The organism is Sideroxyarcus emersonii (genome assembly GCF_021654335.1).
Classification (GTDB): domain Bacteria; phylum Pseudomonadota; class Gammaproteobacteria; order Burkholderiales; family Gallionellaceae; genus Sideroxyarcus; species Sideroxyarcus emersonii.
Genome location: NZ_AP023423.1, coordinates 909,048 through 935,229, shown reverse-complemented (window position 1 = coordinate 935,229; position 26,182 = coordinate 909,048). Strand labels below are relative to the sequence as shown.

Genomic DNA, 26,182 nt, shown 5'->3' with positions numbered 1-26,182 from the left:
TCAATCCTTGATGCGACCGATCTCGGCGAGTTTATCTTTCAGCACCAGCCTGTCCAGTTTGTCGATCGGCAAGCTCAGGAACAACTGGATACGGCGCGCCAACTGTTCGGAAGCCCTCTTGAATGCCACTCGCCGCGCTTCATCGCCTTCGACATGCGCCGGGTCGGGAATGCCCCAATGCGCCGTCGCCGGATGCCCCAGCCACACCGGGCAGGCTTCGCCCGCAGCGTTGTCGCAGACGGTGAAGATGAAATCGAATTCGGGCGCTCCTGGCACAGCGAACTCGTCCCAGCTTTTGCTGCGCAGGCCTTCGATGCTGTAGCCTTGCTGTTGCAGCAGTTCCAGCGCGCCCGGATTGACGCACCCGGCCGGCTTGCTGCCCGCACTCCAGGCTTTGAACCTGCCCTTGCCCAGGTTGTTGAACAGCACCTCGCCCAGGATGCTGCGTGCCGAATTGCCGGTGCACAGCACCAGTACGTTGTATTGCTTTTCACTCATGTCATCATCCTTGTCTCAACACTTATTGATAGGGGCGCACTGTGCCGCATCGCCTGCACAGCAATGTTCGGTGAGATAGGCAATCAGCTTGTCCATCTCGGTGAAATTGGCGCTGTAGATGACAAAACGCCCCTCCGTCCGCGCTTTGATCAGCCCGGCATGTGCCAGCGTTTTCAAGTGGAACGACAGCGTTGCCGGGGGAATGCCCAGTTCCTCCCCCACCGCGCCGGCCGCAACGCCCTGCTTCCCAGCCTGCACCAGCAAACGAAAGATCGACAAACGCGATTCCTGCGCCAGTGCCGCCAACGCTCCTACCGCCACTTCAATATCCATCCTCACCTCTGCCACATATTCTATATTTCCAATATTATAGAAACGTTACACCTGCCACAACCATGGCCGGCAACAAATCCATGAATTGCATACGTGCTAGCATAGCTTCCGGCTTCAAACTTTCGCCTTGATCGTCAGCGAGTATTTGCATGTTTCTGGAACTGTTCATCCTCATAGTATTGGTTGCCATCGTCGTCATCGCACTACGACCGCCGCGCCGTTGAACGAGCCGTCCGCAAAGGCGGTCCCCATTTTCATTTGAAGCGGAGCCTCCACAGGCAATCACAACGCAGGGAAAATAAACTCGCCAGATCCACACTGGAGCGGGAGGTTATCGCGCCCCACTTTGGACACAATGTCTGCCGTCCACGCTCAAAAACGGGGCGTTTGCATGCAAGATTGCCGGGTCACCTTTCCCCGTGCATTTAAACGAATCCCCCCGTCAATAAACATTTCCAGTTTAACTTTGACTCAACAATCGCTTATCAAATACATTTCCCGGAAACCTGTTTCTGGCACGCTACATGCAATCTCCCGAAGTGCTTTCCCATCACTCTGGAGACGTTCATGAAACCTATCAGCAAGCACTTGGCCAAATGGCTGGCAGTATTGCCGCTGGCTTTTTCCCTCAACGGCAGCCTGCATGCAGAGACTGTCGCCCGCTACGGAATCTCGATGGCGGATATCCCCCTCACCACCGGCCAGCCGGATCGCGGCGCTGGCGCCTATCAATTCACCGGCCACACCCTCTACGATCCGCTGATCGCCTGGGAGGCCAATATCAGCGACCGTCCGGGCAAACTGGTCCCCGGTCTGGCCACCAACTGGAAGGTGGATCCCAAGGACAACAAGAAGTGGCTGTTCACCCTGCGCAAGGGCGTGAAATTCCATGACGGTTCGGAATTCAATGCCGATGCGGTGATCTGGAACCTGGACAAGGTGCTGGCCGACAAATCGCCCCAGTTCGATGCCAAGCAAAGTGCGCAGGTACGTCCCCGCATCCCTTCCATCGCTTCCTATCGCAAGGTGAATGACTACGCCGTGGAGATCACCACCAAGGAAGTGGATGCCTTGTTCCCGTACCAGCTGCCCTGGTTCCTGATCTCCAGCCCGGCGCAATGGGAAAAGATGGGCAAGGACTGGAGCCAGGTAGCCATGCATCCATCCGGCACCGGTCCGTTCAAGCTCGACAAGCTGGTGCCCAGGGAGCGGGCCGACCTGGTGAAGAACAACGACTACTGGGACAAGAAGCGCCTGGCCAAGACAGACCGCATCGTGCTCGTGCCGATCCCGGACGCGATGACCCGGGTCAATGCCTTGCTGAACGGCCAGGTGGATCTCATCGAGACCCCGCCGCCCGATGTCGTGCCGCAACTCAAGAGCGCAGGCTTCAAGCTGGTGCAGAACGTGACCCCGCACGTGTGGCCCTATCACTTCTCCACGCTGCCCGGCTCGCCCTGGACCGATATCCGCGTGAGGAAGGCAGCCAATCTGGCCATCGACCGCGACGCCGTCGTCAAATTGATGAACGGCCTGGCAACGCCTGCCGTCGGTCAGATGGATGTCACCAGCCCCTGGTTCGGCAAACCCGCTTTCAAGATCCGCTATGACCTCGCCGCTGCACGTGCGCTGATGGCCCAGGCCGGCTATACCAAGGAGCACCCGCTGGTGGCCAAGGTGATCATCGCTCAGGGCGGCACCGGACAGATGCTCTCCCTGCCCATGAACGAGTTCATCCAGCAGAGTCTGGCCGAGATCAACATCCAAGTGAGCTTCGAGGTGGTCGAGCTGGAGAATCTCTACCTGCACTGGCGCAGCGGGGCCGCGGCTGACATGAATGCCGGCAAGGGAATCACCGCCATCAATCTGGGTTACGTCACCGCCGACCCGTTCTACGGCATCACCCGCTTTGTGGACAGCCGTTATGTGGCGCCCAATGGCGTGAACTGGGGAGGCTACAACAATCCCAAAGTCGATGCGCTGGTGGACAAGATCCGCACCACGTTCAACACCAGGACGCAGGACGGCCTGCTGTCCAAGGTCCACGAGATCATGGTGGACGATGCGCTGATGTTGTGGGTCGTCCATGACGTGAATCCGCACGCCCTCTCGCCTAAGGTCAAGGAATTCGTCCAGGCCCAGCACTGGTTCCAGGACCTGACGACTCTCCGTATGTAAACCGTCGTGCCGGAGCGGGTGAAGGTCGTAGCAACTGCCACCGCCCTCACCCGATTCGGACCGATTCAACAGAGCGCCCCATGCTTATCTATATCTTCAAACGTGTGCTGTACGCCATCCCCATCGCCCTGAGCGTGACGGTGGTGTCCTTCATACTGGTCTATCTTGCTCCCGGCGATCCCCTCAACGCCATCGCCCCCGCCGATGCACCGGCAGAAGTGATCCAGGCATTGAAGAGTGCCTACGGCCTGGACCGGCCCGTTCCCGTCCAGTACGGCATGTGGCTGCTGCGGGCTGTGCAGGGAGACCTGGGCACGTCCATCGCTTCGGGCCGTGCGGTTGCCGGAGAAGTCATGAGTGCTGTCGGCAACACGCTCTTGCTCGCGGGCTTTGCCGCCTTCGCCGGCGTGCTGGCGGGCTGCATCCTCGGCGCACTGGCCGGTTACCACCGCGGTACCTGGATGGACCGAGCCGCCACGGTAGTCTCAGTGATCGGCGTCAGCATTCCCCATTACTGGCTGGGACTGGTGCTGACCATCGTCTTCTCCATCTGGCTGGGCTGGTTCCCGGCCATGGGTGCCGGTCCCGACGGATCGGGTGCATGGCTGTGGGATCTCGCGCATCTGCGCTATCTGGTGTTGCCGGCACTCACCCTGTCGGTCATTCCGATGGGCATCATCACCCGCACCGTCCGCGCGCTGGTGGCCGACATGCTGGAACAGGAATTCGTGGTCGCCCTGCGGGCCAAGGGTTTGTCCGGCCGCGCCGTCTTCCGCCATATCGCCAAAAACACCGCCCCCACCGTGCTGGCCGTGGCCGGCCTGCAGATCGGCTACCTGATGGGCGGCTCGATCCTGGTGGAGACTGTCTTCGCCTGGCCGGGCACCGGCTACCTGCTGAACACCGCCATCTTCCAGCGGGACATCCCCTTGTTGCAGGGAACCCTGCTGGTGCTGTGCATGTTCTTCGTGGTCCTGAACCTGGTGGTGGACATCCTGCAACCCCTGATCGATCCCCGCATGGGACGCGGCTGAAAGGAATCTGAATATGCCTGTTTCTCTTGTCATACCCGTGCACGCCGTGGTGGCGACACCCAGCCGCAGCTACTGGGCCATGGTGTGGCACCAGCTGCGCCGGGACCCGATGGCCTTGTTCATCTCTGCCATCCTGCTGCTGATCATCCTTTCCGCCGTGTTCGCGCCGTGGCTGGCACCGGATGACGCCTACAAGGGCAGCATGCTGCACCGACTGCTGCCCTTGGGCAGCGAGGGCCATCTGCTCGGCACCGATGAACTGGGCCGCGACATGGTCTCCCGCCTGATGTACGGCGGACGCATCTCCCTGCTGATGGGCGTGGTCCCGGTGCTGGCGGCATTCGTCATCGGTACCGCGATCGGCCTGTTCGCGGGTTATGTCGGCGGCACGGTGAACATGGCCATCATGCGCGTGCTGGACGTGTTCTATGCCTTCCCCTCGGTGCTCCTGGCGGTGGCCATCTCCGGCGCACTCGGTCCCGGCATGAGCAACAGCCTGATCGCGTTGAGCCTGATCTTCATCCCACAGGTAGTGCGGGTGGCGGAGAGCGTCACGACCCAGGTGCGCAAACTGGACTACATCGAGGCAGCCCGCATGAGCGGCGCCGGCGCATTCTCCATCATCCGCGTCCATGTGCTGGGCAACGTGCTGGGGCCGGTGTTCGTCTATGCCACGGGCCTGCTCAGCGTCAGCATGATCCTGGCCTCGGGGCTGTCCTTCCTCGGCCTCGGCGTCAAACCGCCGGAACCGGAATGGGGGCTCATGCTCAACACGCTGCGCTCGGCCATCTATACCAACCCGTGGGTGGCGGCCTTGCCCGGCGCCCTGATCTTTATCACCTCGATCGCATTCAATCTGCTGGCAGACAGCGTGCGTTCGGCCATGGATATCCGTCGATGAATACCCGCCCTCCAACCCATAGCCAGGATCGCGGTGGCCCCTCCCAGCCGCTGCTGATCGTGCGCGACCTGAAAAAATATTTCCCCGTGCGCGGCGGCCTGCTCGATCGCAAGCGCAAATTCGTGCATGCCGTGGACGGCGTGAGTTTTTCCGTACCCAAGGGCAAGACGCTGGGCATCGTCGGCGAATCCGGCTGCGGCAAATCGACGACGGCCCGACTCATCGCCCACCTGATGGCGCCGGACGACGGCAGCATGATCTTCGACGGCGAAGGCGTGGCGGAACTGGGCGGCATCGAACTCAAGGAATTCCGCCGCAACCTGCAGATGGTGTTCCAGGATTCATATGCTTCCCTCAATCCGCGGCTCAGCATCGCCGAGACCATCGCCTACGGTCCCCGTATCCACGGCGTTACAACCACGGAGGCCGGCCGGCTGACGCAGGATCTGCTCTTCCGCGTCGGCCTGGAGCCCGATCAGTTCGGCAGCCGCTATCCCCATGAACTTTCCGGCGGGCAGCGGCAGCGCGTGAACATCGCACGGGCGCTGGCATTTGACCCGAGGATGGTGATACTCGACGAAGCGGTGGCCGCGCTGGACAAATCGGTGCAGGCGCAGGTACTGAATCTGCTGCAGGAGCTGAAGGCCGAACGGCAGCTCACTTACCTGTTCATCTCCCACGATCTGCATGTGGTGCATTACCTGAGCGACCATGTGATGGTGATGTACCTGGGCGAAGTGGTGGAGACCGGGCCGGTAGAAGATATCTACGGCCACGCTGCCCATCCCTATACCCGCGCATTGCTGTCCGCCGTGCCCTCCATGGACCCCGATCACCGTACCGAGGTGCCGCCCCTCAACGGCGACCCGCCCAATCCGATCGATCCGCCGGACGGATGCCGCTTCCGCGACCGCTGCCCCCATGCGCATGCGGTCTGCGCGGCGCAGGCGCCGGTCCTTGCGGCAGTGGGCGAAAACGTCGCCCACAGTGTGGCCTGTCACATGAACGACAGACTGTCCGGCCATCCGGAAGCAAAACAGGAGAATCACGCATGAACGCCCCTCTGGTTTCCGTGCAGGATCTCAGCGTGCAGTTCCACGGCCATCGCAACGCGAGCGCGCTCAACCGGGTCAGTTTCGAACTGGGGGAAGGCGAAGTACTCGGGCTGCTGGGCGAGTCCGGGTCGGGCAAGAGCGTCACCTTGCGCACCCTGTTGCGCCTGTACCCGGAGCACAACACACGCATCAGCGGGCACATCCGGATCGACGGCAAGGATGTGCTGGCGCTCAAGGGGCACGAGCTGGAGCTGTACCGGGGCGGGACGGTCTCGATGGTGTTCCAGGAGCCGGGACTGGCTTTCGACCCGGTCTACACCATCGGCCGGCAGATCACCGAGGCCATACGCGTCCACGAAGCCGTAGACGAAAACGCTGCCCGTCTGCAGGCATTGCAGATGCTCGACAGGGTGCAGATCCCGCAGGCAAAACAGCGCTTCGACACCTATCCCGGCGAGCTTTCCGGCGGCATGCGGCAGCGGGCCATGATTGCCCTGGCCTTGGCCTGCAAGCCGAAACTGCTGCTGGCAGACGAACCGACCACCGCGCTGGACGCATCGGTGCAGATCCAGATCCTGCTGCTGCTGCGCGAGTTGCAGAAGGAGACCGGCATGTCGGTGATCTTCGTCACCCACGACATCGGCGCCGCCGTGGAAGTGGCGGACCGCATCGCCGTCATGTACGCCGGCCGCATCGTCGAACAGGGGCCGGTGGCCGGTATCGTGCGCCGGCCGCGGCATCCTTATACCGCCGACCTGCTGGCCTCCAGCGTGGGAATGGAGAATCGCGGCAAGGCCCTGGTGGCCATCCCCGGCTCGCCTCCAGACCTGGCATGCCTGCCGCCGGGCTGCAGTTTCGCGCCCCGTTGCGCCCATGCCGGCGACCAGTGCCGCCATGAGGTCCCGCCTGTCATTGGCATCGGGAACGAGTCCCTGGCCTGCTTTCATCCCATCCTGCCGTTCACGGAGGCCGCATGAATTCCGGCGAAGAACTGGAAGCCACCCGCAGCAGGGGTGGCCTGGCGAACGAGGTCTGCCGCAAGGTCGCCGAAGAGATCGTGCTGGGCAATTTCGCACCGAGCACCCGCCTGGATGAAGCGAGCCTGGCCGATCGTTTCAACGTCTCGCGCACGCCGGTGCGCGAGGCCCTGAAGCAGCTATCCATCATGGGACTGGTGGAGTACCGACCCAACCGCGGTTCTGTAGTCGCGACCATGACCCCCGAGAAGCTGGACCAGATGTTCGAGGCCATCGGCGAACTGGAGGCTGCCTGCGCACGCCACGCTGCCCTGCGCATGACCGAGGCCGACCGGGCCCAATTGCGGGAGTTGCATGCCCGTGGGCGAGCAGCCATGCAGGCGGGGGATATGGACCGTTATGATGCGGCAAATCTTGAACTGCATACCACGATCATCCAAGGCTGTCATAATCCGGTACTGATCGATATCGCCATGAACTTGCGGCACCGCATGTCCCCTTTTCGGCGCACCCAGTTTCGCAACATGGAACGCATGGGAGAATCGTTTGCGGAACACACAGTGATCGTGGAAGCGATCCTGTCGCACGATGTGATCACCACTTACCGGGCCATGCGAACCCACCTGCTGTCCGCACGTAGCGCCACTACCCGGGCCGCACCGGTATGGGCGAGTCAGGCTGCCGACAACAAGACAGATAAATGAAACGGAGATGCAGTACATCATGAATCCCATCCTTGGCAGCCGGGGCGCTGTCGTCGCCCCCCACTCCCTCGCCTCCCAGGCTGGCCTCGATATCCTGCGCGAAGGCGGCAACGCGATCGAAGCCACCATCGCCGTGGCCTCCACCCTGGCGGTTGTCTATCCCCACATGACCGGCATCGGCGGCGACGCTTTCTGGCTGCTGCACGCGCCAGGACAAGGCATGAACTCCATCGACGCCTGCGGCGCGGCGGGCGCAAAAGCCACCCGGGAGCTGTACAGCGGGCTGGACAGCATTCCATGGCGCGGTCCGCTGGCCGCCAATACGGTCGCCGGCACGGTCTCCGGCTGGGGCGCAGCCTATGACTACAGCCGCACACGCTGGGGCGGCCGCCTGCCGTTCGCACGCCTGCTGGAAAGCGCGATCCGCTATGCACGGGAAGGCTTTCCCGTGACCCGCAGCCAGGAGGAAAATACCCGCGCCAAACTGGCCGAGCTCGTCAACCAGCCCGGGTTTGCCTCGACCTTCCTGGATCGGGGACAAATCCCCGCATATGGCCAGCCTCATCGCTTCCCCGTGTTGGCGGACACCTTTGAGCAACTGGCCCGGGCGGGTGCCGAGGATTTCTACCGCGGGGAGCTGGCCCGTCAGATCGGCGCCGACCTGGCCGCCATCGGCAGCCCCGTCACCGCTGCCGACCTGGCCAGTCACCAGGCCAGGATCAAACCGCCGCTGCAACTGCGCCTGAGCAATGCCACGGTGTACAACATGGCGCCGCCAACCCAGGGCCTGGCTTCGCTGCAGATCCTCGGCATCTACGACCGCATCCGCCAAAGCGGCTGGAACCCGGACAACGCGGAGGGTGTCCATGCGCTGGTGGAAGCCACCAAGCAGGCCTTCCTGTTGCGCGACAGGCATGTAACCGACCCCGCACACATGACCGTCGATCCGTCCGCGCTGTTAAGCAACAAGACACTGGATGCCTCAGCTGCAGCCATACCCCTGCACCACGCCAGCCCGTGGCCGGCCCCCGTCTCCGACGGCGACACCACCTGGATGGGCGTGGTGGACGCCGAGGGGCGGGCAGTGAGCATGATCCAGAGCATCTATTTCGAATTCGGCAGCGGTGTCGTGCTGCTGGGCAGCGGCATCTGGTGGCAGAACCGCGGCTGCTCCTTCGACCTCAAGCCGGGCCGCCTGCGCAGCCTGGAACCTGGGCGCAAACCTTTCCATACGCTCAATCCGGCCATGGCCGCGCTGGACGACGGACGCCTGCTGGTCTACGGCACCATGGGCGGCGAAGGCCAGCCGCAAACCCAGGCGGCGGTGTTTTCCCGATACGTATGGGGCGGCCACAACGTGCGCTCTGCCGTGGCAGCGCCTCGCTGGCTGCTGGGCCGTACCTGGGCGGAACAGAGTACAACGCTGAAGCTGGAGTCCCGCTATCCGCCGCACGTCATCCAGTCCTTGCGCAAGCTGGGACACCCGGTGGAGATGGTGGCCGATTTCGACGAGCGCATGGGCCATGCCGGTGCGCTGGTGCTGCACCCGCAAGGCTGGATCGAGGGTGGAGAAGACCCGCGCAGCGACGGCTGCGTGGCTGCATGGTGATGCCGTCCATTATCGATCCCGAGAAAAGACATCCGGCATGAAATTCAAGTTCGATTGGTTCCTCAAGGGCATGCTGGTGGCCGTCGGGCTGGCTTTTCTGTGGCCCGCCCCCGGTGCCCACGGCGGTTTCCTGCATCCGGAACTGCTCAACAAGGCAGGCATCGCCCTGATATTTTTTCTCAACGGCCTGGGATTGAGTTTCCTGGCGCTACGCGACGGGGCGCTGCGCTGGCAGGTGCATCTCCTCATCCAGGCCAGTACTTTCCTGATATTCCCGCTACTTGGATGGGGATTTCTCAAACTCACCGGCGACTGGATGTCAGTGGATCTGCAAGACGGTTTCTTCTACCTCTGCGCCCTGCCATCCACAGTCTCCTCCTCCGTCGCGCTCACCGTGGCGGCCCGCGGAAACGTGCCGGCAGCGGTGTTCAATGCCACCCTCTCCAGCCTTATCGGCGTGGTGCTGACCCCGCTGTGGATGGCCTGGATACTGGGTCGCAGTGGCACCGCTTTCGCCGTCGCGCCAGTGGTGATGGATTTGTTGCTATGGCTGGTGCTGCCACTTGTGCTGGGACAACTCACCCGCCCATTGCTGAGTGCGTGGGCCAGCCGCAACAAAGCCCGGATCCAGATGGCAGACCGACTGACCATCCTTGTGCTGGTCTATACCTCCTTCAGCGATTCGGTGCAGCAGGGCATATGGTCACACTATGGTCCCATCATGCTGGCAGAAACCATCGCTGGCACCGGAGTGTTGTTCTCCCTGGTGTTATTTTTGACCCGAGCCCTGTCTAATCTGCTTGGGCTATCCACGGAAGATCGCATCGCGGCCATCTTCTGCGGCTCCAAGAAGACTCTGGCCTCCGGGGTACCCATGGCCCATCTGATATTCGGCGCCAATCCCGCCTTGGGGCTCATCCTCATGCCCATCATGATCTATCACCCCTTGCAACTGGCAGTGGGTGGCATCATCGCGCAGCACTGGGCCCATCGGACAGAGAAATAACGGGCTGCAAAGAAACAGGGGGCTTGCGCCCCCGTTTCCTTCGTCACTTTGCTGGAAAAACCTGGCTTCAGCGGTTATACCTGCGGTAGCTGACATGCCGCATGTTCCCGGCAACCGCGCTCTCCATCCAGTGCTTGACACGGACGGCATCGCCGACGCGGGTACGCTTGCCCCAGGAATCCAGCAGCACGATCACCACCGGCCGGTCGGTAATCCTGGCCTGCATCACCAGACAACGGCCAGCCTCGCTGATATAACCGGTCTTGCTGACACCGATCTCCCATTGCGAGTTTCTTACCAGCGGGTTGGTATTGCTGTAACGCAATGTCCGGCGGCCCTCCACTTGCACGATATGCGATTGTGTCGTGGTATAGCGCTGGATATCGGGATAGCCCTGTGCCGCCATTACCATCTTGACCAGGTCCTGCGCGGTCGAGACGTTCGCGCTGTTCAGTCCGGTGGGATCGTAGAAGTGCGTCGAATTCATGCCCAATTCGCGCGCCTTGGCGTTCATCATCGCCAGCATCACGGGTGTGCCGCCCGGATAGGTGCGCGCCAGTGCGGCGGCAGCCCGATTCTCGGAAGCCATCAAGGCCACTTTGATCAATTCGTCGCGCGTCAGTGTCATGCCGTTGCGCATGCGCGAGCGGGTTCCCTTCAGGTGATCGCGATCCTCCGCGCTGATGCTGATCGGTTCATCCATGGGCAGTTTTGCGTCGAGAACCACCATCGCCGTCATCAACTTGGTGATGGAAGCGATCGGGACGACGTTATCGGCATTCTTGGCATAGATCGGACGCTGGTCCTGTTCATCGTAGATCATGGCGATGGCGGATTGCAGCCTCGGCGCCGGCATGCGGCTGAAAGCCTGCACGGACGCCTGGTCGTTGCGCACCGCCTGGCTTGCCTCCTCGTCGCCTGCCGCATAGGCCTGCAACAGATGGCCGAACAATGCCAGCATGATGATTTTCTTATGCATGATTCCCCTCTGAATCCCTTTGAATCCAATGACGGCCGGCAGGATACCTTATAAAAACAATAAAATTCAACGCATGTCGCAAAATAGCTAATGTTCTTCCTGCAGTTGCAGCGCCCACATCTGGGCATATATTCCCTGTATTTCCAGAAGGTTACGATGCGTCCCCCGTTCGACGATGCGTCCTTTGTCCATCACCAGAATCTGATGAGCGTCAATGACGGTCGACAAACGGTGAGCAATCACCAGTGTGGTGCGGTTTTGGGCGATGTTGCGCAATTCGTCCTGTATGGCCTTCTCGGACTTGGAATCCAGCGCCGAGGTCGCCTCGTCGAAGATCAGTATCGCGGGATTTTTCAGGATCGCCCGGGCGATAGCGACGCGCTGTTTCTCGCCACCGGACAGCTTCAAGCCGCGCTCGCCCACCATCGAATCGTAACCTTGCGGCAGGGATTCGATGAAAGTATGGATATGCGCCGATTGGGCGGCTGCGATCACTTCATCGCGCGTGGCTTCGGGACGACCGTAGGCGATGTTGTAATAGATCGTGTCGTTGAACAGCACCGTATCCTGCGGCACGATGCCGATGGCCGCACGCAGGCTCGTCTGCGTGACCGAGCGGATATCCTGCCCGTCGATGGAAATGACGCCTGCATTCACATCGTAGAAGCGGAACAGCAGACGCGAGAGGGTGGATTTGCCTGCCCCGCTTGCCCCCACCACCGCTACCGTATGCCCGGAAGGGATATCGAAACTGACATCATGCAATATCTCGCGCGCCGGATCGTAGGAGAAACGGACATTTTCGAAACGCACGGCGGCATGCTCCAGTTTGAGCGGTTGCGCACCCGGTGCATCGGCGATTTCCTTGTTCACATCCAGCAGGCGGAACATCTTCTCCATGTCGGCCAGGGCATTCTTGATCTCCCGATAGACGAAGCCGAGAAAATGCAGCGGCATGTAGAGCTGCAACATGTAGACGTTGACCAGCACCAGATCGCCTATGGTCATGGTGCCCTTCACCACTCCATCTGCCGCCAGCAGCATGAGCAACGTCACCCCGATGGCGATGATGATGCTTTGTCCTGCATTGAGTGTCGCCAGCGAGGTCTGGTTGCGTACCGCCGAGATTTCCCAGCGCTGCATCTGTTCGTCGTAACGCTCGACCTCGTATCGCTCGTTGCCGAAATATTTCACCGTCTCGTAATTGATCAGGCTGTCGATCGCCCGGGTGTTGGCCTTGGAGTCCATGTCGTTCATGGTGCGGCGGAACACCATGCGCCATTCGGTGATCGCCAGGGTGAAAGCGATGTAGAGCACCAGCGTCGCGAAGGTGATGATGGCGAACCACGGGTTGTATTTGACGAACAGGATCGCCGCCACCAGCCCGATCTCCAGCAGGGTCGGCAGAATGTTGAACAACAGGAAAGTGAGCAGGAAACTGATCCCGCGCGTACCGCGTTCAATATCGCGCGACACCCCGCCGGTCTGCCGTTCCAGATGGAAACGCAGGCTCAGGCTGTGCAGATGCTGGAACACCTGCAGGGCCACGCGGCGGATCGCGCGTTGCGTCACCTTGGCGAACAAAGCGTCGCGCAACTCCCCGAACAACGTGCTTAACAGACGCAGCACGCCGTAACCGACCACCAGGAACACCGGAATGGTGAGCATCGCCTGAGGTTTGCTCATCGCATCGACCACCGCCTTGAGTGCCAGCGGCACGACCACATTGGCGAGTTTTGCCAGTACCAGCAGCACGATCACGGCAACCAGGCGGACCTTGAATTCGAGCAGGTAGGGTAACAGGCTCCGGATGACCCGCCAGTCGGCACGAGTCTGGGCGGAAGGAGTGGTCGAATAGGGATTCATCTGGGCATCACAATAAGTTTCAGCATGCATTATAGCCTGCTGCACAACCCGCAAAAAAACGGGCATCCGCAAGGATGCCCAAAACAGGAGGAGATACATAAAAGCGGCGAGGCTGGGAACCCCGGAGCCGCTTTCATTCAATACTGAGCAAACGCCATGCCAGTTGTCTCACCATTGATTAATAATGGATTTACACGAAGCCGACAGGATACTCCGAGCGGAGTCGCACACCAATGTCGCATAGCGCACAGCTTGTGTGCATCAGCCCGCTTCGGCGGCACGGGCAGCGTGGAGCGCCGGGCCATAGAGCGCAACCCGTTCGTTCAGTATCACCCGCACCGGCATGGACTCCAGTAAAGGGCGCATCCGTCCCTTGGCCAAGAACGCTTCGACGAACGCGCCGCGCAGCAGCAGGGGTAATATCCTGGGGGCAATGCCGCCGCCTACATACAGCCCCCCCCGGCTCATCGTTTTCAAGGCAAGGTTGCCCGCTTCCGCCCCATACAATTGAACGAAGCGTTCCAGCGTCTCGCTACAGATGTCGTCGCTGCCGTCCAGTGCCGCACGCGAAATGGCAGCCGCGGCATCGCCTGCGCGCATGCCCTCCTCCAGCCACCGGGGCAGCGCGGCGCGGCGATAATTACGCAAGAACCCGTGCAGATCGACCAGCCCCATACCCGAGACGACGCGCTCCCAGCTGACATGTCCATGGATTTTCTGCAAATGCAGCAACAGTTCCACTTCCACATCGTCCCGCGGACAGAAACTGGCATGCCCCCCTTCCGTGGCATAGGGATGATGCCGCCGCCCATCCCAGAACAGGCCCGCCTCACCCAGCCCGGTGCCGGCGGCGATAACCGCAGCGTTGCCGCGCGCATCCGCCGCGCCCTGCTGCAAAGTCAGCCAGTCTTCGCTGCCCAATGCGGGCAATCCGCAGGCAGCCGCTTCCAGGTCGTTCAGCAAATCGCAGTTCCTGAAACCGAAACGCCGCTGCAAGGCATCGGCATCGATATACCAAGGCAGGTTCGTGGTCTGCACCGTTCTGCCCTGCACCGGGCCGGCAACGCCGAACGCCGCACAGTCAGGCACCGCCGCATCCCCGAGAAAATCCGCCAGCAATATCTCGAAACTCCCGAAATCCCGGCTCGGATAGCTGAGTTCCCGCACCACCTCCACCGCGCTACCGGACACCTCGACGACCGCCAGCCGCGTCTTGGTGCCGCCGATGTCGCCAGCAATCACCGTAGCCATCGCATCATTCATCCATTCGCCTTGCCCTGCTCGGTTTGCGTATCGATCGGTGCGACATGCCAGATGCGCTCCGCATATTCGCGCACCGTACGGTCGCTGGAAAACTTGCCCATCCCCGCCACGTTGAGTATGGCGCGTTTCGTCCATTCTTGCGGATCGCGGTACAGCTCGCCGACCTTGTCCTGGCAGGCGACATAGGATGCATAGTCTGCCAGCAACATGAAACCGTCGCCGTGCTTGAGCAAGGCGTCGGCAATCTCCGCATAGCGGCCCGGTTCGTCCGGGCAGAAATAGCCGCTCGCGATCATGTCCAGCGCCTGTTTCAATTCGGCGTTGCCATGGTAAAAGGCAAGCGGGTCATATCGCGGACGCAGCGCCTTGACCTCCTCTGCAGCCAGGCCGAACAGGAAGAAGTTCTCCGCCCCCACCTCCTCGCGTATTTCGATGTTGGCACCGTCCAGCGTCCCGATAGTGAGTGCGCCGTTGAGCGCCAGTTTCATGTTGCCGGTGCCCGAAGCTTCCGTCCCGGCAGTGGATATCTGTTCAGAAAGGTCGGCAGCCGGGACGATGCGCTCGGCATTGGAGACATCGTAGTTGGGGATGAACACCATCTTGAGCTTGCCGCCGATCTGGTGGTCGTTGTTGACGATCTCGGCAACGTCGTTGATGAGACGGATGATGAGCTTGGCCATCGCATAGCCGGGCGCCGCCTTGCCTGCGATGATGACCGTGCGCGACACGATATCTGGATGGGTCCCTGCGCGAATCCGGTTGTACAACGTGATCACGTGCAACACGTTGAGCAACTGCCGCTTGTATTCGTGGATGCGCTTGATCTGGATATCGAATAGCGAAGCCGGGTCAACCTCGATCGACAACTGCCGGCCGATCAACCCGGCGAGACGCTCCTTGTTCGCCTGCTTGGCTGCATGGAACTGCTGCCAGAAACCCTCGTCTTCGGCATAGCCGCGCAATCTCTGCAACTGGTCCAGGTCGGTCAGCCAGCCCTTGCCGATACGTTCGGTGATGATCCTGGCCAATCCCGGGTTGGCCTGATTGAGCCAGCGGCGCGGCGTGACGCCATTGGTCATGTTGATGATCTTGCCCGGCATGACATATTCGAAATCGGCAAAGATGGTGCTCTTCATCAGTTCGGTATGCAGTGCGGCAACGCCGTTCACCGTATGGCTGCCGACGATCGCAAGGTGCGACATGCGCACGCGGCGCACGCCGCCCTCGTCGATGAGGGACAGGCGCTGCAGCAGCTCCCCGTCACCTGGGAACTGGTGCATCACCTGCTGCAGGAAGCGGTGATTGATCTCATAGATGATCTGCAGGTGGCGCGGCAGCATGAGCTCGAACATGGCCACCGGCCAGCTCTCCAGCGCTTCGGGCATCAGCGTGTGGTTGGTATAGGAGAAGATGCGGGACGTCATCCCCCAGGCATCGTCCCACGCCAGCTTGTGCACATCCACCAGCAAACGCATCATCTCGGGGATGGCGATGGAGGGATGCGTGTCGTTCAATTGCACCGCGACCTTGTCGGGCAGCTGTGCCCAGCCTGTGTGGTTCTTCTTGTAACGGTACAGCATGTCCTGCAGCGAGGCGCTGACGAAGAAATACTGCTGCTTCAGGCGCAATTCGCGCCCCATCTCGGTCGAGTCATCCGGATACAGCACCTTGGACAGGTTTTCCGATTCGTTCTTGTCGGCCACGGCCTGGATGTAGTTGCCCTGGTTGAAATAGCGCAACTCGAAATCGCGCGAGGATTTCGCCGCCCACAGCCGCATGTTATTGACCGTCTTGCCGCCGTAACCCGGCACAGGCGTATCGTAGGCCATCGCCATCACATCGTCGGTCTCCACCCAGTGGTGCCTAAGCAAGCCGTCCTCATGCCGGTATTCCACCACTCGACCGTAGAACTTCACCGGATACAGCAACTCCGGCCGCGGGAATTCCCACGGGTTGCCGTAACGCAGCCAGTTGTCCGGATGCTCCATCTGCATGCCGTTCTCGATGCTCTGGCGGAACATGCCGTATTCATAACGAATGCCGTAGCCATAGCAGGGCAGATCGAGCGTCGCCATGGAATCGAGGAAACATGCCGCCAGGCGTCCCAGCCCGCCGTTGCCGAGGGCGGCATCGGCCTCCATCTCGGCGATCGCTTCGAATTCCTGCCCCAGCTCGTAGAGCGCAGACTTGCACTGTTCGTTGATTTCGAGGTTCAGGGTTGCGTTGCTGAGCGTGCGGCCTACCAGGAATTCGAGCGACAGATAATAGGCCCGCCGCGCATCTTTTTCGTAATAACGCTGCATGGTTTTCATCCAGCGCTCGACCAGGCGGTCGCGCACGGCATACGCAGTGGTCTGGAACCAGTCGTGCATGGTCGCATCGGTGTGGTATTTGCTGCTGGAATAGAACAGGTGATCGCCCAGGGATACCTGGATCTCTTCCTTGCTCATGCCTGCGTTCCGATGCTGCGGTGATGCCTTGCTGCTCATCGCTCCCCCATGTGATACGCCTGCATCCATTGCCGTGGTAGCTCCGTCACCGATTCTCCGCGCCGTACCGGGCACTGTCAATTCGTGCGGGACGACCGCATGCCTGGCCTCCCAATCTGGCCGCGCCTCAGTGTCGCTTGGCGATGCCCAGCACGCCGATGATGAAGCGCACCAGCCCGTAACTCACGCGCGCAAACAAACGCGTGAGCAGGCTGGAACGGGCGAACTTCACGCGCCGCCCATCGCGGTCGATCGCATCCAGCAGGCTGCCGCGCAGGGCCCCGGCAAAGCCGGTGTCGTCCACGACCAGGTTCGCCTCGCGCGCCAGCAACAGGCTGAAAGGATCGATATTGAAAGATCCCACCGTCGCCCATTCGCCATCGACCACGGCCACCTTGGCATGCAGGTAGCTGGCGTGATACTCGTAGATCTCCACCCCCGCAGCCAGCAGTCGCCCGTACAGTGCGAGCGTAGCGTAATGCTGCAAGCGATATTCGACCTTGCCCTGCACCACCAGCATCACACGCACCCCCCGCCTCGCCGCATGCACCAGCGCCCGGAGGAACAGGCGGCCGGGGAGAAAATAGGCATTGGCGACGATGACCTCGCGCTGCGCACCGGCGATGGCCTTGAGATAGGCGCGTTCGATGTCGCGCCGGTGCCGCACGTTGTCGCGCAACACCAGCTGTACCCTGGCATCGGGATGCCGCCTGATCCGGTACAGGCGCCAGCCTTGCTCCCTGACGCGCTTGCGAAAAGACGCCCAGGACACCATCTCCCACAAACGCTGCATCACCGCCTGCACCTCGCCGGCGAGTTCGCCGCGCACCCGCACCGCATAATCCAGGCGCGGCGCATCGAAACCCAGTTTCGCCGGTATATCGTGGATGATATTGATGCCCCCCACGAACGCCACCTCACCGTCCATCGCCGCCAACTTGCGGTGCATGCGACGCAGCCGTCGCATGCGGCTGCGCCTGAAGGTAAAAGGCGAGATCTCGCGCCTGAACCAGTGCACCTCGACCCCCGATTTGCGCAATTCGTCTTCGAACGAAGCCGGCAGCTCCGCCGAGCCGAACCCGTCCAGCAGCACCCGCACCGTCACTCCCCGCTCTGCCGCCCGCCGCAACGCCTGGCCGACCAGATGACCGCTCTCGTCGGCGGCAAAGATGTAGCTTTCAAGATAGACGGAATGTTTTGCCGCATCGATATCGGCACATAGCTGGGGAAACAGCGCCACGCCGTTCTGCAACAGCGTCAGTTCGTTGCCAGAAACCAGATGGGCTGGACTCATGAACGCGCCAGTTGTGCAGAGAGGGCAGCATGATCGGACAGGCGCTTCCATTTGCCGCCGATATGCACATCGCAATACTGCACCCTGAAGCCGCGCACATAGATGCGGTCCAGCCGGAAAAGCGGGATGCGCGAGGGAAAACTGCGCGCCGGCTTGCCCTCAAGCTGGTCGAACACGTCCTGCACGCCCAGTTCCGCGGCCAGCGTGCGACTCAAGCGATTGCGCCAATCGTTGAAGTCGCCGGCGATCAGCAGCGGCGCCTGCGGCGATATCTCGCTCTGCACATACTCGACCAGCGCATGCGTCTGCGCACGCCGCCCCCTGGCAAACAGGCCGAAATGCGCGCACAGGCAATGTATTCGTTGCCCACCCACCTCCACTTCGCAGTGCAGCAGGCCACGGCTTTCGAAACGGTGCGCGGACACATCCTTGTTGACAGCCTGCACGATGGGAAAACGGCTGAGGATGGCATTGCCGTGATGTCCTTCGTCGTACACCGCATTCATGCCGTATGCATGGTGCGCCCAGAAATGATCGGCTAGGAATTCGTACTGCGGCTCAACGGGATAATCGGTATGGCGCTGTACATGGCCCGCGTGTTCGCCCTGTACTTCCTGCAGGAACACGATGTCGGCATCCAGTTCGCGCAGGCGCTCGCGCAATTCATGCAATACCACGCGCCGGTTGAACTGCGAAAAGCCTTTATGGATGTTGTAGGTGGCGATCTTGAGGGGGGTCATGGGTGGCATTCTACCCAATCGGCGATGAGGAATGATGTGTCAATCGGAGTGCACGGGCTTCTTCTTAAAGAACTGCCAGTTCAACCGATCCAGGCAACGCGTGCATTAATTTCCCCCTCGGCTGGCGCACAGCATTTCGATTGGAGATCAGCTAGCGCCTCTGTGGATTCCTGCGCTTTGCCAGCCTCACCACATCATTGGGTTGCCCACGCATGAGTTTAAGCAGTTCGCCTCGTATTGTTTCTTCCGTGTAGCCTTTCGCAACCAGCTTGTTGACCATGTCCTCAAATCGCATACGACGCTTGACGCCGTATTCGCCAAGGTCACGCCGGTTTCCGATGCTTTCGTGCAAGGTCGAGCCGCAAACGCAATTGCGGAACAGCTCCACGATCATTTTGGCATCATCGTCGCCGTGTCGCTCCAGCCCGCTGGCATCGGGGGACGCAGGCCGGGTGGCCGCAAGGAATTCGGCGGCGTTACGATATTCCCGGCCGCAACTTTCACAGCGCCGGGGGAAGGTAGAGTCGGCTAATTCTTGCAGCCCAACATAGAGCTCTTCGCTAGCTTTCGAGAACAGCTTGTCGACGCTGAAGTATTCGTCGGTCACGTCGAGTTCGGAAACGACCCCATGCCTGTTACACCACTCTTTCCAGACTTGCGCTCCCCCACGAGAATGACCTGGTGCGCCCAGCAGCTTGTATATGCTGCCTCTGTGGGTGGTAACGGTCATTGTTTCCCGGTTGAACTCCTTGATGCTGGTAGATGCGCGGTCTGTGTCATTCGTTATGTCATGACCATAAACATGACGGCTGGACACTCCATTTTGCGTTGTAATCTCCACCACTCGCCAGCGTCGGAGCGAAGGGATTGTGTAACTGGCGGAGTCAGCTTTAATAGGGTTCATACGTTTCCCGACTACCCGGTACGGTGCCTTGCAATCACCGGCAAACTTACCTCAGACACAAGAAAAGTACCATATGCCAAACGGCCTGGATAGTCACGGCCAGGGAGTCTTGCCGGGAAACGATTGATCCGGATGGGATGCTGCCGCGACGGTCTGTCTGTGGCCCGGAAGCGCCCGGGTTTTCACGCGTTACCTATCCCGCGCGTCGGCAGGTTGATCTGCCTGGCAAAATCCAGCATGCGTTTGATGGGCATCACTGCGCGCGGGATGATGGCGGGATCGACGTGGATCTCGTTGTTGCCCGTTTCCAGCACCTCGGCCAGATTCAGCAAGCCGTTCATCGCCATCCACGGGCAGTGGCTGCAGCTGGTGCAGTTCGCGCCGACTCCGGCAGTGGGCGCTTCGAGGAAAACCTTATCCGGGCACAGGGTGCGCATCTTGTGCAGGATACCGTTGTCGGTGGCAACGATGAATTCCTTGTTGGGAGAAGTCTGTGCGGCCTTGATCAGCTGTGTGGTGGAGCCGACCACATCGGCCAGCTTAACCACGGCGCGCGGTGACTCGGGATGCACCAGTACCAGCGCACCCGGGTGTTGCGCCTTGAGCTCATGCAGTTCCTTTGCCTTGTATTCGTCGTGCACGATGCACGAACCCTGCCATAGCAGCATGTCGGCGCCCGTCTGCTCCTGCACATAGCTGCCCAGATGTCGATCGGGCGCCCACAATACCTTCCGGCCCTGCTCCTTGAGATGCTTCACCACCGGCAAGGCGATGGAGCTGGTCACCATCCAGTCGGCGCGCGCCTTCACTGCGGCGCTGGTATTGGCATACACCACCACGGTCCGGTCCGGATGCGCATCGCAGAAGGCCGTGAACTCATCGGCAGGGCAGCCCAAGTCAAGCGAACACTCCGCCTCGAGGTCCGGCATCAGCACTCGTTTTTCCGGGTTCAATATCTTCGCGGTCTCGCCCATGAAGCGCACACCTGCCACGACAATGGTCCGGGCCGGATGCTGATGGCCGAAATTGGCCATGTCGAGCGAATCGGACACGATACCGCCGGTCTGTTCCGCCAGGTCCTGCAGGTCAGGGTGCACGTAGTAATGTGCGACCAGCACGGCATCCTGCTCCTTCAACAGGCGCTTGATACGCGCGATCAGTTCGACCTTCTCGCCGGGCTCCGGCTCGCGCGGTTTCTTCGCCCAGGCATGTGCCGTGCTGCAACCGGTCTGCGCCGCATCGGGATGTTCATAGGCGATGGAAATGACGTTATCGGACACGCTTTACCCTTTCCGGCAATTGCAGGATCGCCGCACGGTTGCTCGGCGAAAACACCTTGTCTGCCGCCTCATCCCAAGGCAACCATTGATAGCTGAGGTGTTCGCGCGGCGCAAGTTGGACTGCGAGCGGCTGCGGGAGTTGCAGCCCGAACACATGTTCGGTGTTGCGGGTGGCACCGGGCGGATAGCGGTGCTGCCACTGTGGATAGATATCGTACACGTTCTGCATCTGCCAGTCCGTCAACACATAGCGTGTCGCATCCAGGCCGGTTTCCTCACCCACTTCGCGGATGGCGGTTTCGCGCAAGGACTCCTCCCCGTCTCGACTGCCCGTCACGGATTGCCAGTAGCCGGGGGAATCGGCACGCTCCAGCAGCAGCACCTCGAGCGCGCGGGTATGGATGACGATAAGCGCGGAGATCGGCTGTTTGTATTGCGGCATCAGGCGAAGAATACCCAGAATGGCTTGTCCTGCAGCTTCCAGAACGACACCGTCGCGTCGAGGATATCGTTCAGCATCTCTTCGCCCGTTGCCTCGCCATGCAAGACCAGCACGTAGCCCGGCGCAGCCTTCCAGGAAAGATCTCCCAGCGCGTCGGCCAGCGCATCCCAGTTATGGCCGAACCAGTCCGGCGCTGCGATCACTCGCGCCAGTTCGGCCAGCACCTCGCCCTTGCCGCGAGCATCGGCCAGATTCGCCTCGAACACGACATAGCCGCACTCTGCCGCACTCTTGCGCAGATCGTCCGGCGCACAGTTGAGCCGATACACACCGGCCTCGCCCACATTCTGCAATCGTTTGCACAAATCGCTCATATTCACTCCTCGATACGGCGGAAAGTGCGGTAATGATCGCTGGTGTAATAGCATTCGGGCACCACACCGCACACGATGCGCCGCGCGCCGCGATCATGCGCTCCCGGCGTCTTCACGGTGTATTCGTGGTAATAACCGCGCGGCTGCTGCGGCAGCACATGCTCGTAGTTGCCGAACACCACGCCGTCGCGGCGATATGGGAACTCGCCTCCCTGCTGGATGAGTTGCAAGGTGGTGCGCGCCTCCGGCGGCAGTTCGGCGACGGGGATGGCCGGAGTGGTTGCGGCAACATGCGAGTGATGGCTGTGTGCCTGGACCAGCGGCAAACACAGCAGCAAGCCGACGAACAGCCACCACCGTGCTTGTACTGCGTACCGCATGCTATTCCTTGGCTGCCTCGGTCGGCGCAGGCTGCCGCAGGCGGATGTGCAGTTCGCGCAATTGCTTCTCGTCCACCGCGGACGGCGCCTGCGTCAGCAGACATTGCGCGCGCTGCGTCTTGGGGAAGGCGATCACGTCGCGGATCGACTCGGCGCCGGTCATCATGGTGACGATGCGGTCCAGGCCGAAGGCCAGGCCGCCGTGCGGCGGCGCGCCGTATTGCAGCGCGTCGAGCAGGAAGCCGAACTTGAGCTGCGCTTCTTCCGCGTTGATGTTGAGCGCACGGAACACCTTGCTCTGCACTTCTTCCTTGTGGATACGCACCGAGCCGCCGCCGATCTCCCAGCCGTTCAGGGCGAGGTCGTAGGCCTTGGCCAGGCACTTGCCCGGATCGCTTTCGAGGAATTGCAGATGCTCGTCCTTGGGCGCGGTGAACGGGTGATGGCAGGCGTTCCAGCGCTTCGCTTCGTCGTCGTATTCGAACATCGGGAAGTCCACCACCCACAGCGGCTCCCATGCCTTGCCGTTGGTATAGCCTTTCTCGTGGCCGATCTTGCTGCGCAATGCCCCCAGCGCGTCGTTGACGATCTTGGCCTTGTCGGCGCCGAAGAAGATAATGTCGCCGTTCTGCGCGCAGGTACGCTCGATGATGGTCTTCAGGGCTGTGGCATGCAGGTTCTTCACGATGGGTGACTGCAGGCCGGTTTCGTTCAGTTGCGTGACGTCATTGACCTTGATGTAGGCCAGCCCCTTGGCGCCGTAGATGCCGACGAACTTGGTGTATTCGTCGATCTCGCCGCGCGAGAATGCGCCGCCGTTCGGCACACGCAACGCCGCCACGCGGCCGGTGTCGGAGTTCGCCACACCGGAGAATACCTTGAACGCCACATCCTTCACCGCATCGGTGACTTCGGTGATCTCCAGCGTCACGCGCATGTCAGGCTTGTCTGAACCGAAACGGCCCATCGCCTCCGCATAGGTCATGCGCGGAAACGGGTTGGGCAACGCGACGTTCAGCACTTCCTTGAACACGGTGCGGATCATCTCTTCCATCAGCACCATGATCTGCTCCTCCGTCAGGAAGGAGGTCTCGATATCCACCTGAGTAAATTCCGGCTGGCGGTCGGCGCGCAGGTCTTCGTCGCGGAAACACTTGGTGATCTGGTAGTAGCGGTCGAAGCCCGCCACCATCAGCATCTGCTTGAACAGCTGCGGCGACTGCGGCAGCGCGAAGAACTCGCCCGCATGCACGCGCGACGGCACCAGGTAGTCGCGCGCCCCTTCCGGCGTGGACTTGGTCAGCATCGGCGTCTCGATGTCGATGAAGCCCTTGTCGTCGAGGAAGCGGCGGAACGCACGCGCAGTCCTGTAGCGCAGCATCATGTTGTGCTGCATCTGCGGACGGCGCAGGTCGATCACGCGATGGGTCAGGCGCACGTTCTCGGACAGGTTCTCGTCGTCCAGCTGGAACGGAGGTGTAACGGAGACGTTCAGCACTTCGATCTCATGGCACAGGATCTCGATCTCGCCGCTGGGGATGTTCTTGTTGTCCGTGCCTTCGGGACGGCGGCGCACGCGGCCGGTGATCTTCAGCACATACTCGTTACGCACCGATTCGGCGACCTTGAACATGTCGGCCCGATCCGGATCGCACACCACTTGCGCCAGGCCTTCGCGGTCGCGCAGGTCGATGAAGATCACGCCGCCGTGGTCGCGGCGGCGATGTGCCCAGCCGCACAGAGTGACGGTCTGGCCGAGGTTGGTAACGTTGAGTTGTCCGCAGTAATGAGTTCGCATGATGAAATACAGTTAGGCAGGGAATTACAAATGAAAAACTAATTGGCGCCGGCGATCCTGGGCGCGGCATCGGGCGTGGTCACCACGCCCATCGAAATGATGGCCTTGAATGCCGCATCCACGCTGATATCCAGCTCGATGGTTTCGGATTTCCTGACGTAGAAGTAAAAACCATTGACCGGGCTGGGTGTGGTCGGCACGAAGACGCCGACGTATTCGTCGCCTTCCAGTACGCGCGTCACCTCGCCCGGCACGCTGGTCTGGAAAGCCAGCGACCAGGCTTCCGCATGCGGGTAACGGACCAGCAGCACTTTGCCGAACGCATTGCCGCTCTCGGACAACAGCGTATCGCTGACCTGCTTGACGCTGTTGTAGATGGCGTTGACGAAGGGAATGCGGCGCAGCAAGCCGTCCCAGTAGCGCAACAGCCGCTGTCCGAACACGTTGCGCACCAGCAAGCCGGTGATCAGCACCACCAGCGCCGTCAGGATGACGCCCAAGCCCGGGATATGCACGCCGAGCAACGCATCCGGACGCCAGTGCGACGGCAGCAAGCCCAGCGTCTGATCCAGGGTGCCGATGATGAGGTTCAATACCCACAGGGTGATCCCCAGGGGAACCCATACCAGCAACCCGGTCAACAGGTATTTTTTCACGAATGAGCACCCGCGGACGGGCAAGTCGCGCAAGGCGAGGTTTCACACTGACTCGGCTTGTTTTTGAAGTCGGTGACGTAATAACCGCTGCCTTTTAGCTGGAAACCGGCTGCGCTCAACTGCTTGGAGAACGTTTCCTGGCCACATTCCGGACATTTCGTCAGCGGCTCATCGCTGAACTTCTGCATGACATCTTTTTGCGCACCACAACTGCTGCAACGATATTCGTAAATAGGCATAACCAGCTCCTATATTTGAAAGGCGCGCATTATACCCTGTGCCCCCTCATTCCAAGAAGCTGCTTTATCGCAACAATGTCTCCACGATGCGCTGGCTGGCATGGCCGTCCCCGAACGGGTTCCGATGGGCGGAAAAGGCGCGGTAATAGGACGGATCGTCCAGGAACATGCCGCATTCCCGCTGGATGCGCTCCGCCTCGCATCCCACCAGCCGGATGGTACCTGCATCGACAGTCGCCGGGCGTTCCGAAATATCGCGCAGCACCAGCACCGGCTTGCCCAGCGACAGCGCCCCCCTCAGGGTATCGTCCAGGTCGGTCAGAATAAGGTAGGCCGCATGCAACAGGTAGGCGGAATGCAGGTAATCCTGCGGCTCAATGCAGACGATGCCGGGATGATTGGCAAAAATATCGCGCGCAAGATCGTTTGCCCTCGTATCGTGGCCTGCCTGATAGACCAGTTGCACATCGGTACGCACCGCCAGTCTCTTCAAAGCACGGCAGATGCTTTCCAGCCTGGCATCGGAATTGTCGTACCGCGGGGCGTTGACGAAGATCAGGCGCCTGCCCGGATCAAGGAAGGGGAAAGCAGCCGCCACCCCCGCCCTGAGGGCGTCGTCGCGGCGAATGCGCTCGACCACCAGCAACATGGCATCGACGGCGATACTGTCGGTCAGGAATATCTTTTCAGGCGCGATGCCCTTTGCCAGCAGTTCACCGCGCAACAGTTCCGTGGGAACAAAATGGTTGCTGGCGGCCAGCTCGACCGCGCCATCGCTCGCACCTTGCCGGACCGGATAGCGCAGTTCGTGCATGCACACTCCGGCATGTCTGCCTGCGGGCAACTGCAGGTAGCGCGACCCGGCTGCCATCATGGTATCGCCATGGAGTAACACACAGTCGGGCCTATGTTGTTCAAGCAGACGATCGAACGGATGCGATCCGCCAGCCTCCGGCGCCTGTTCGCACAGGATCGTATTGCCGGACTCGATGCCGAAACTGCCGAATGCCTCGAGCACCGCATGGCGATACTGCGCTGCAACGCAAACGATGGTCTGTATCGAAGGCAAGGATTGCAGATGCAGCACCAGCGGCGCCATGTGGAGGGCCTCGGAATGCGTACCTGCCGCAACGATTATCTTGCGCATCTATCGGCCCTGGCCGGGTACGCTCCAGCAAACGCC

General features: G+C 61.1%; 25 protein-coding genes. 8 read left to right on the top strand and 17 right to left on the bottom strand.

Features of this window, described 5'->3' with window-relative positions:
• The gene (locus tag L6418_RS04590; protein ID WP_237248295.1) at nucleotides 1–498 is read right to left on the bottom strand and encodes an arsenate reductase ArsC; all 498 of its coding nucleotides are present in this window, start codon (nucleotides 496–498) and stop codon (nucleotides 1–3) included.
• Nucleotides 499–513: 15 nt separating this feature from the next.
• Nucleotides 514–831 carry a helix-turn-helix transcriptional regulator gene (locus L6418_RS04585; protein ID WP_237248294.1) on the bottom strand — a complete coding sequence of 106 codons (318 nt, stop codon included), beginning with the start codon at nucleotides 829–831 and terminating at the stop codon, nucleotides 514–516.
• Between the two features lie 567 nt (nucleotides 832–1,398).
• On the opposite strand from L6418_RS04585, the gene L6418_RS04580 reads away from it, so the two are divergent.
• The 8 genes from L6418_RS04580 (at nucleotide 1,399) to L6418_RS04545 (ending at nucleotide 10,295) form a co-directional block, all read left to right on the top strand.
• Nucleotides 1,399–3,009: an ABC transporter substrate-binding protein gene (locus L6418_RS04580; protein WP_237248293.1), complete on the top strand. Its 1,611-nt coding sequence runs from the start codon at nucleotides 1,399–1,401 to the stop codon at nucleotides 3,007–3,009.
• An 80-nt stretch (nucleotides 3,010–3,089) separates the two neighbouring features.
• Nucleotides 3,090–4,043 (top strand): ABC transporter permease, encoded by a 954-nt coding sequence (locus tag L6418_RS04575; protein ID WP_237248292.1) that lies wholly within the window; start codon nucleotides 3,090–3,092, stop codon nucleotides 4,041–4,043.
• A 13-nt stretch (nucleotides 4,044–4,056) separates the two neighbouring features.
• Nucleotides 4,057–4,944, top strand: a complete 888-nt coding sequence (locus L6418_RS04570; RefSeq protein WP_237248291.1) for an ABC transporter permease — start codon at nucleotides 4,057–4,059, stop codon at nucleotides 4,942–4,944.
• The gene (locus L6418_RS04565) at nucleotides 4,941–5,999 is read left to right on the top strand and encodes an ABC transporter ATP-binding protein (RefSeq protein WP_237248290.1); all 1,059 of its coding nucleotides are present in this window, start codon (nucleotides 4,941–4,943) and stop codon (nucleotides 5,997–5,999) included. Before L6418_RS04570 ends, L6418_RS04565 begins: the two co-directional genes overlap by 4 nt.
• On the top strand, nucleotides 5,996–6,976 hold the full coding sequence (locus L6418_RS04560; protein ID WP_237248289.1) for an ABC transporter ATP-binding protein: 981 nt from the start codon (nucleotides 5,996–5,998) through the stop codon (nucleotides 6,974–6,976). The genes L6418_RS04565 and L6418_RS04560 overlap by 4 nt, the downstream gene beginning before the upstream one ends.
• Nucleotides 6,973–7,680 carry a GntR family transcriptional regulator gene (locus L6418_RS04555; protein ID WP_237248288.1) on the top strand — a complete coding sequence of 236 codons (708 nt, stop codon included), beginning with the start codon at nucleotides 6,973–6,975 and terminating at the stop codon, nucleotides 7,678–7,680. Before L6418_RS04560 ends, L6418_RS04555 begins: the two co-directional genes overlap by 4 nt.
• Before the next feature lie 19 nt (nucleotides 7,681–7,699).
• Nucleotides 7,700–9,289 (top strand): gamma-glutamyltransferase family protein, encoded by a 1,590-nt coding sequence (locus L6418_RS04550; RefSeq protein ID WP_237248287.1) that lies wholly within the window; start codon nucleotides 7,700–7,702, stop codon nucleotides 9,287–9,289.
• Between the two features lie 37 nt (nucleotides 9,290–9,326).
• A complete protein-coding gene (locus L6418_RS04545) occupies nucleotides 9,327–10,295 on the top strand; it encodes a bile acid:sodium symporter family protein (RefSeq protein ID WP_237248286.1) in 969 nt (322 codons plus the stop codon).
• Nucleotides 10,296–10,362: 67 nt separating this feature from the next.
• On the opposite strand, the gene pbpG is transcribed toward L6418_RS04545, so the two are convergent.
• The 15 genes from pbpG to wecB form a co-directional block, all read right to left on the bottom strand.
• The gene (gene pbpG / locus L6418_RS04540) at nucleotides 10,363–11,274 is read right to left on the bottom strand and encodes a D-alanyl-D-alanine endopeptidase (RefSeq protein WP_237248285.1); all 912 of its coding nucleotides are present in this window, start codon (nucleotides 11,272–11,274) and stop codon (nucleotides 10,363–10,365) included.
• An 87-nt stretch (nucleotides 11,275–11,361) separates the two neighbouring features.
• Nucleotides 11,362–13,140, bottom strand: coding sequence for an ABC transporter ATP-binding protein/permease (locus tag L6418_RS04535; RefSeq protein ID WP_237248284.1), 1,779 nt, complete (start codon nucleotides 13,138–13,140; stop codon nucleotides 11,362–11,364).
• A 261-nt stretch (nucleotides 13,141–13,401) separates the two neighbouring features.
• The gene (glk, locus tag L6418_RS04530; protein ID WP_237248283.1) at nucleotides 13,402–14,403 is read right to left on the bottom strand and encodes a glucokinase; all 1,002 of its coding nucleotides are present in this window, start codon (nucleotides 14,401–14,403) and stop codon (nucleotides 13,402–13,404) included.
• The gene (locus tag L6418_RS04525; protein WP_237248282.1) at nucleotides 14,400–16,853 is read right to left on the bottom strand and encodes a glycogen/starch/alpha-glucan phosphorylase; all 2,454 of its coding nucleotides are present in this window, start codon (nucleotides 16,851–16,853) and stop codon (nucleotides 14,400–14,402) included. The genes glk and L6418_RS04525 overlap by 4 nt, the downstream gene beginning before the upstream one ends.
• 166 nt (nucleotides 16,854–17,019) lie before the next feature.
• Nucleotides 17,020–18,186 (bottom strand): cardiolipin synthase ClsB, encoded by a 1,167-nt coding sequence (gene clsB / locus L6418_RS04520; RefSeq protein ID WP_237248281.1) that lies wholly within the window; start codon nucleotides 18,184–18,186, stop codon nucleotides 17,020–17,022.
• Nucleotides 18,183–18,926, bottom strand: a complete 744-nt coding sequence (locus tag L6418_RS04515; RefSeq protein ID WP_237248279.1) for an endonuclease/exonuclease/phosphatase family protein — start codon at nucleotides 18,924–18,926, stop codon at nucleotides 18,183–18,185. Before L6418_RS04515 ends, clsB begins: the two co-directional genes overlap by 4 nt.
• 151 nt (nucleotides 18,927–19,077) lie before the next feature.
• Nucleotides 19,078–19,830 carry a hypothetical protein gene (locus tag L6418_RS04510; protein WP_237248278.1) on the bottom strand — a complete coding sequence of 251 codons (753 nt, stop codon included), beginning with the start codon at nucleotides 19,828–19,830 and terminating at the stop codon, nucleotides 19,078–19,080.
• Between the two features lie 182 nt (nucleotides 19,831–20,012).
• The gene (gene nadA, locus L6418_RS04505; RefSeq protein WP_237248277.1) at nucleotides 20,013–21,110 is read right to left on the bottom strand and encodes a quinolinate synthase NadA; all 1,098 of its coding nucleotides are present in this window, start codon (nucleotides 21,108–21,110) and stop codon (nucleotides 20,013–20,015) included.
• Nucleotides 21,100–21,552 carry a dihydroneopterin triphosphate diphosphatase gene (gene nudB / locus L6418_RS04500; protein WP_237248276.1) on the bottom strand — a complete coding sequence of 151 codons (453 nt, stop codon included), beginning with the start codon at nucleotides 21,550–21,552 and terminating at the stop codon, nucleotides 21,100–21,102. The genes nadA and nudB overlap by 11 nt, the downstream gene beginning before the upstream one ends.
• Nucleotides 21,552–21,926 carry a barstar family protein gene (locus tag L6418_RS04495; protein WP_237248275.1) on the bottom strand — a complete coding sequence of 125 codons (375 nt, stop codon included), beginning with the start codon at nucleotides 21,924–21,926 and terminating at the stop codon, nucleotides 21,552–21,554. Before L6418_RS04495 ends, nudB begins: the two co-directional genes overlap by 1 nt.
• Nucleotides 21,927–21,928: 2 nt before the next feature.
• Complete coding sequence (locus L6418_RS04490) at nucleotides 21,929–22,306, bottom strand: ribonuclease domain-containing protein (protein WP_237248274.1); 378 nt, start codon at nucleotides 22,304–22,306, stop codon at nucleotides 21,929–21,931.
• A 1-nt stretch (nucleotide 22,307) separates the two neighbouring features.
• The gene (aspS, locus tag L6418_RS04485) at nucleotides 22,308–24,104 is read right to left on the bottom strand and encodes an aspartate--tRNA ligase (RefSeq protein ID WP_237248273.1); all 1,797 of its coding nucleotides are present in this window, start codon (nucleotides 24,102–24,104) and stop codon (nucleotides 22,308–22,310) included.
• Between the two features lie 38 nt (nucleotides 24,105–24,142).
• Nucleotides 24,143–24,760: a DUF502 domain-containing protein gene (locus L6418_RS04480; RefSeq protein WP_237248272.1), complete on the bottom strand. Its 618-nt coding sequence runs from the start codon at nucleotides 24,758–24,760 to the stop codon at nucleotides 24,143–24,145.
• Nucleotides 24,757–24,999 carry a zinc ribbon domain-containing protein gene (locus L6418_RS04475; RefSeq protein WP_332875552.1) on the bottom strand — a complete coding sequence of 81 codons (243 nt, stop codon included), beginning with the start codon at nucleotides 24,997–24,999 and terminating at the stop codon, nucleotides 24,757–24,759. Before L6418_RS04475 ends, L6418_RS04480 begins: the two co-directional genes overlap by 4 nt.
• 64 nt (nucleotides 25,000–25,063) lie before the next feature.
• Entirely contained in the window at nucleotides 25,064–26,146 is a 1,083-nt protein-coding gene (wecB, locus tag L6418_RS04470) for a non-hydrolyzing UDP-N-acetylglucosamine 2-epimerase (protein ID WP_237248271.1), read from the bottom strand.
• Nucleotides 26,147–26,182 lie beyond the last annotated feature (36 nt).

What these genes read in the sequence shown, in the direction of transcription:
- wecB (WP_237248271.1), bottom strand. Translation starts at nt 26,146, where the DNA reads ATGCGCAAGATAATCGTTGCGGCAGGTACGCATTCCGAGGCCCTCCAC.
- L6418_RS04490 (WP_237248274.1), bottom strand. Translation starts at nt 22,306, where the DNA reads ATGCGGTACGCAGTACAAGCACGGTGGTGGCTGTTCGTCGGCTTGCTG.
- nudB (WP_237248276.1), bottom strand. Translation starts at nt 21,552, where the DNA reads ATGCCGCAATACAAACAGCCGATCTCCGCGCTTATCGTCATCCATACC.
- L6418_RS04545 (WP_237248286.1), top strand. Translation starts at nt 9,327, where the DNA reads ATGAAATTCAAGTTCGATTGGTTCCTCAAGGGCATGCTGGTGGCCGTC.
- L6418_RS04580 (WP_237248293.1), top strand. Translation starts at nt 1,399, where the DNA reads ATGAAACCTATCAGCAAGCACTTGGCCAAATGGCTGGCAGTATTGCCG.
- L6418_RS04590 (WP_237248295.1), bottom strand. Translation starts at nt 498, where the DNA reads ATGAGTGAAAAGCAATACAACGTACTGGTGCTGTGCACCGGCAATTCG.
- clsB (WP_237248281.1), bottom strand. Translation starts at nt 18,186, where the DNA reads ATGAGTCCAGCCCATCTGGTTTCTGGCAACGAACTGACGCTGTTGCAG.
- L6418_RS04510 (WP_237248278.1), bottom strand. Translation starts at nt 19,830, where the DNA reads ATGAACCCTATTAAAGCTGACTCCGCCAGTTACACAATCCCTTCGCTC.
- L6418_RS04570 (WP_237248291.1), top strand. Translation starts at nt 4,057, where the DNA reads ATGCCTGTTTCTCTTGTCATACCCGTGCACGCCGTGGTGGCGACACCC.
- L6418_RS04535 (WP_237248284.1), bottom strand. Translation starts at nt 13,140, where the DNA reads ATGAATCCCTATTCGACCACTCCTTCCGCCCAGACTCGTGCCGACTGG.
- L6418_RS04550 (WP_237248287.1), top strand. Translation starts at nt 7,700, where the DNA reads ATGAATCCCATCCTTGGCAGCCGGGGCGCTGTCGTCGCCCCCCACTCC.
- L6418_RS04560 (WP_237248289.1), top strand. Translation starts at nt 5,996, where the DNA reads ATGAACGCCCCTCTGGTTTCCGTGCAGGATCTCAGCGTGCAGTTCCAC.
- L6418_RS04475 (WP_332875552.1), bottom strand. Translation starts at nt 24,999, where the DNA reads ATGCCTATTTACGAATATCGTTGCAGCAGTTGTGGTGCGCAAAAAGAT.
- L6418_RS04515 (WP_237248279.1), bottom strand. Translation starts at nt 18,926, where the DNA reads ATGACCCCCCTCAAGATCGCCACCTACAACATCCATAAAGGCTTTTCG.
- L6418_RS04565 (WP_237248290.1), top strand. Translation starts at nt 4,941, where the DNA reads ATGAATACCCGCCCTCCAACCCATAGCCAGGATCGCGGTGGCCCCTCC.
- L6418_RS04585 (WP_237248294.1), bottom strand. Translation starts at nt 831, where the DNA reads ATGGATATTGAAGTGGCGGTAGGAGCGTTGGCGGCACTGGCGCAGGAA.
- aspS (WP_237248273.1), bottom strand. Translation starts at nt 24,104, where the DNA reads ATGCGAACTCATTACTGCGGACAACTCAACGTTACCAACCTCGGCCAG.
- L6418_RS04575 (WP_237248292.1), top strand. Translation starts at nt 3,090, where the DNA reads ATGCTTATCTATATCTTCAAACGTGTGCTGTACGCCATCCCCATCGCC.
- L6418_RS04495 (WP_237248275.1), bottom strand. Translation starts at nt 21,926, where the DNA reads ATGAGCGATTTGTGCAAACGATTGCAGAATGTGGGCGAGGCCGGTGTG.
- glk (WP_237248283.1), bottom strand. Translation starts at nt 14,403, where the DNA reads ATGAATGATGCGATGGCTACGGTGATTGCTGGCGACATCGGCGGCACC.
- L6418_RS04525 (WP_237248282.1), bottom strand. Translation starts at nt 16,853, where the DNA reads ATGAGCAAGGAAGAGATCCAGGTATCCCTGGGCGATCACCTGTTCTAT.
- L6418_RS04555 (WP_237248288.1), top strand. Translation starts at nt 6,973, where the DNA reads ATGAATTCCGGCGAAGAACTGGAAGCCACCCGCAGCAGGGGTGGCCTG.
- pbpG (WP_237248285.1), bottom strand. Translation starts at nt 11,274, where the DNA reads ATGCATAAGAAAATCATCATGCTGGCATTGTTCGGCCATCTGTTGCAG.